This window comes from Candidatus Chloroploca mongolica, assembly GCF_004762035.2.
GTDB classification, from domain to species: domain Bacteria; phylum Chloroflexota; class Chloroflexia; order Chloroflexales; family Chloroflexaceae; genus Chloroploca; species Chloroploca mongolica.
The window spans coordinates 1-4,585 of sequence record NZ_SIJK02000129.1; the positions used below are offsets into that span (position 1 = coordinate 1).

Below are 4,585 nucleotides of genomic sequence, written 5' to 3' on the forward strand. Positions count from 1 at the left end.
CCCGTACACCGGATTCGGCCCCCGCCCCGGTACGGGCACCCCTTGCGGGTGCCCCTATCACCCCAAGACAACGGTTATGGTTTTTAAAAATTAAATCGAGTATAGGCCGCGCAGGCGATCTTCGCAGACCCTAGCTGAGGCGTTGACGCCGACGGTGCCCCCGGAGATCTGACTTTGCATCAAGCCCTACCCGCCCAGTGGTGAGGGATGCGCTGGGGTCTATAAGGTCGACGTTACAACCCTTTGCGCCTCTACGTCTTTGCGTTAAAACAAGCGGCGCGGTCTTTGCCAACGCGAACGGTGCGGCTTAACTAGTGTTACAATGGATCCGTAGGCGCGAGGAAGCAAAAAAGCGCAAGGGATTTGGGTGCAAAATCGGATATTCTTAGCGGGGTGCGCATGCCGACGATCTTCGATAATATCACGACGCACTTGCTCCCGACACTCCGTACGATGTTGGAACTCAGCCATCGCCTTGATGTAGCGGTGGGCTATTTCCATCTGCGTGGTTGGGACGCGCTGGCGGATCTTGTGGAGCGCTTTGCGGGCACTGATGACCACTGTTGTCGTCTGCTGGTGGGGATGCAACGCCCCGAGCACGAGGTGATGCGGGCGTTGCAGCGGCTGCCACGTGAGGGCGAGGGCTATCTCGATGGCCCGACCGTGGCCCGCTTGCGCCGGCAGGCCGCCCAGAGCTTTCGGGAACAACTTGAGTTTGGGGTGCCCTCTTCCAAGGCCCGGGCCACGCTGCACGTCCTGGCGGCACAACTGCGGGCACGCAAGCTGCGCGTCAAGCTCTTTTTGCGCCATCCGCTCCATGCCAAGCTCTATCTGGTGCAACGCGATGATCCGATGACACCCCTGATTGGGTTTGTTGGGAGTAGCAATCTCAGCTTTTCGGGCCTCAGTGGTCACGGTGAGCTCAATGTGGATGTCGTCGAGCAGGACGCTGCACGCAAGCTGCAACACTGGTTCGATGAGCGCTGGGATGATGCCTTTGCGTTTGATATTTCCGCTGACCTGGCGGATCTGATCGAGACGAGTTGGGCCGCGGATCGCGTGGTTGCGCCCTACCACGTCTATCTCAAGATGGCCTACTATCTCTCGCAGGATGCCCGTGAAGGGGTGCATGCCTTTCCGCTGCCTGCCGATCTGCGTGAGGTGTTGTTGCCCTTTCAGGCTGAGGCGGTCGCGCTCGCGGCGCGGTATCTCCAGCGCCGCGAGGGGGTGCTGCTCGGTGATGTGGTGGGCCTCGGCAAGACCTTGATGGCAACGGCGGTGGCGCGGATCTTTCAAGCGAGTGAGCAGAGCAATACGCTGGTGATCTGTCCGCCCAAGTTGATGCCGATGTGGCGTGACTATCTCGCCCGCTATCAGGTCGCTGGCGCGGTGGTATCGTTGGGCAAGGCCCCCGAGGAGTTGCCCCACCTGCCGCGCTACCGCCTGGTCATTGTCGACGAGAGCCACAATCTGCGCCATCGGCAGGGCAAGCGCTATGCGGCGGTGCATGACTATATCGAGCGCAATGGGGCGCGGGTGCTGTTGCTGACGGCGACGCCCTTCAATAAGCAGTTCACCGATTTGAGCAATCAGTTGCGGCTCTTTCTGGATGAGCGCCGCGATCTGCGCATTCGCCCCGAGCGGTTTTTTCAGGAGTATTGCGCTGATGGACGCAATGAGGCCGATTTTCAGGCCAATTTTGACGCCTCGCCCCGGTCGTTGCGGGCCTTTGAGCAGAGCAACCATCCCGATGATTGGCGCGATCTGATGCGCCTCTTTATGGTGCGCCGTACCCGTCAGTTTATTCTGCGCACCTATGCGACCTTCGATGCCGAACGGCAACGCTCGTATGTGATGATTGGCGAGCGGCGGGCCTATTTTCCGCTGCGGCAGCCGCGCACGCTGAGTTTTGCGCTCGATGAGCACGATCCCACCGACCAGTATGCCCGCCTCTATCGCGCGCAGGTCGTCCAGGTGATTGAGCAGTTGGCCTTGCCCCGCTATGAATTGGCCGCCTATGTGAACCAGACGGCGGCCCGACGCGCTGCGCCCGCCGAGCGTGCGTTGCTGGAGAATCTGGCCCGCGCCGGACGCCGCTTGCTCGGCTTTAGTCGTACTAATCTCTTTAAGCGCCTCGAGTCGAGTGGGCAGAGCTTCCTGATCTCGCTCGACCGCCAGATTCTGCGCAATATGGTGACGCTGCACGCGTTGGAGCAGGGTCTGCCGGTGCCGATTGGGACGCAGGATGTGGCGATGCTCGATCCGGCGCTGAGCGACGTGGATGCTGAGGTGGCGACGGCTGACGAGGGCGATGATGAGGACGCGGCGAGTGCCGAGCAGCAGACGCTTGATCCGGCGCTGCCCGACTCTGAGGTGGCGCTGAATGCCTATACCGCACGGGCGGCGCAGGTCTATACGGCCTATGCCACCCGCTTCCACCGGCGCTTTCAGTGGCTCGCGCCCAGCTTCTTTCAGGCGAGGCTCAAGCGGGCGCTGCGCGACGATGCCCGGATGCTGGCCGAAGTGGCGCAGCAGGTCGGGCGCTGGCAGCCTGCGCGTGATGCGAAACTGGCCGAGTTGACCCGGTTGCTGCGCGAGATCCATCCGCACGAGAAGGTCTTGATCTTCACCCAGTTTGCCGATACCGCACGCTACCTTGCGACCCAACTCTGGGCGCACGGGGTCACGGATCTGGCGGTGGCAACCGGCCAGGCCGGTGATCCCACGGCGCTGGCCCGCCGCTTTAGTCCGACGAGCAATGCTGGCTTGCGGGACGGTGAAACCGAGCTACGGGTGCTGGTGGCGACCGATGTGTTGGGTGAAGGCCAGAATTTGCAGGATGCGCATATTGTCGTCAACTACGATCTGCCCTGGGCGATCATTCGCCTGATCCAGCGGGTCGGGCGGGTGGATCGCATCGGGCAGCAAGCCGAGACGATCCACGCCTACTCCTTCTTGCCCGCCGACGGGGTCGAGCGGATCATTCGCTTGCGCACGCGCCTGGCCGAGCGCCTGGAGGCCAATCAGGAGGTGGTCGGGACGGATGAGACCTTCTTTGGTGAGGCGTCGGCCACCCAATTGCGCGACCTCTACACCGAGCAGGCGCAGGTGTTGGAAGATGACAGCAACGAAGACGTTGATCTCGCCAGCGCCGCGCTGCAAGTCTGGCAGAGCGCCAGCGAGCAGGATCAGCGGGCAGCGCTGGCGTTGGCCCCCATTGTGGGGGCCACGCGCCCCGTACACGGCCCAACGAGCGCCGCACCGCCCGCCGGGGTCGTGAGCTACCTGCGTTTCCCGGATGGCACCGATGCGATGGTGCGCGTTGACACCGAGGGTCGCCTCGTCTCGCAAGCGCTGGCGGCCACCTTTCGCGCCCTTGCCTGTGGCCCGGATACGCCAGCGGTGCCGCACCTGCCAAACCACGATGAATTGGTCGCAGCGGCGCTGCAAGCCGCCCTGCACGAGCAACAGACCTTTGCGGGGCAACTTGGCTCACTGCGCAGCACGCGCCGTCAGGTCTACGAACGGGTGAAGCGCTGCCTGGAGCAACACCAACGCCGCCCAACGCTCTTCTCAGAACCCTTGCTGCGCACCCTCCCCGCCCTGATCGAAGCCGTGCTCCGCTTTCCGCTGCGCGAAGCGGCACGCACGGCCCTCAGCCAGCAAATCCGCCTGGGGGCCTCGGATGAAGAGGTCGCGACGAATGCCGTGCGCTTCTACGAAGATGAGCGCCTGGTCGTCGTACGCGATGCTGACGAACCGGTTGTGGATGACCCGCACATTGTCTGTGCATTGGGCTTGGTTGAAGGGTATACTGAATAGGGGTCATGGCATTGTTACTTCAAGCAGGGATCGCGTATCACCTCTACAATCGCGGCAACAATCGCGAGCGAATTTTTCGTGAGGAACGCAACTACATCTATTTTCTCAAGCTGTATGACCGCCACATTTCACCAGTAGCCGAGACGTATGCATATTGTTTGTTGCCCAACCACTTTCATTTTTCGGTACGTATCCGCGACGACGCACCCGATGGACAGCGGATCAGTCGTTGTTTTGCCAATCTATTTAATGCGTATGCACGATCCTTCAACCGATCCTATCGGCGCAGCGGCGTCTTGTTTGAACGCTCATTTGAGCGTAAAGCCGTAACCGATGATCGCTACTTACGCCAACTCATCATCTACATTCATCGCAACCCGCAGCGCCACGGCTTGATTGACGATTTTCGTACCTGGACATATTCGTCATATCAAACACTCATCGGAACACAACCAACCCGCTTGAAGCGTGATACGGTTCTCACGTCTTTCGGTGGGCTCTCGGAGTTTATCGCCGCGCATAAGGATGATTTTGAAGATCTTTAAACCTGGCAAGCGAGGCAGAGGAGACCACCTTGGCGAGACCTGCCAGGGGTGCGCCGTGGGGCGCGCCAAGTTCCCAGGACGTCTTGGCGGCGCACCCCAAGCAGGTCGAACGGGGCCGCGTTGGTGCCTCGACCTGGCAGGTGGGCCGCGCCCTTGCCGCCCGGGACTTGGCCCAGCGTCCACCGCAACCTTCCCCGACCTGGCAGGTGGGCCGCGCC

The 4,585-nt window shown here is 61.6% G+C and carries 2 protein-coding genes; both read left to right on the top strand.

Features of this window, described 5'->3' with window-relative positions:
* Nucleotides 1-363 precede the first annotated feature (363 nt).
* Nucleotides 364-3,822, top strand: coding sequence for a helicase-related protein (locus EYB53_RS24980; RefSeq protein WP_254151246.1), 3,459 nt, complete (start codon nucleotides 364-366; stop codon nucleotides 3,820-3,822).
* Nucleotides 3,823-3,827: 5 nt separating this feature from the next.
* Nucleotides 3,828-4,367, top strand: a complete 540-nt coding sequence (locus tag EYB53_RS24985) for a transposase (protein ID WP_135482282.1) — start codon at nucleotides 3,828-3,830, stop codon at nucleotides 4,365-4,367.
* Nucleotides 4,368-4,585 lie beyond the last annotated feature (218 nt).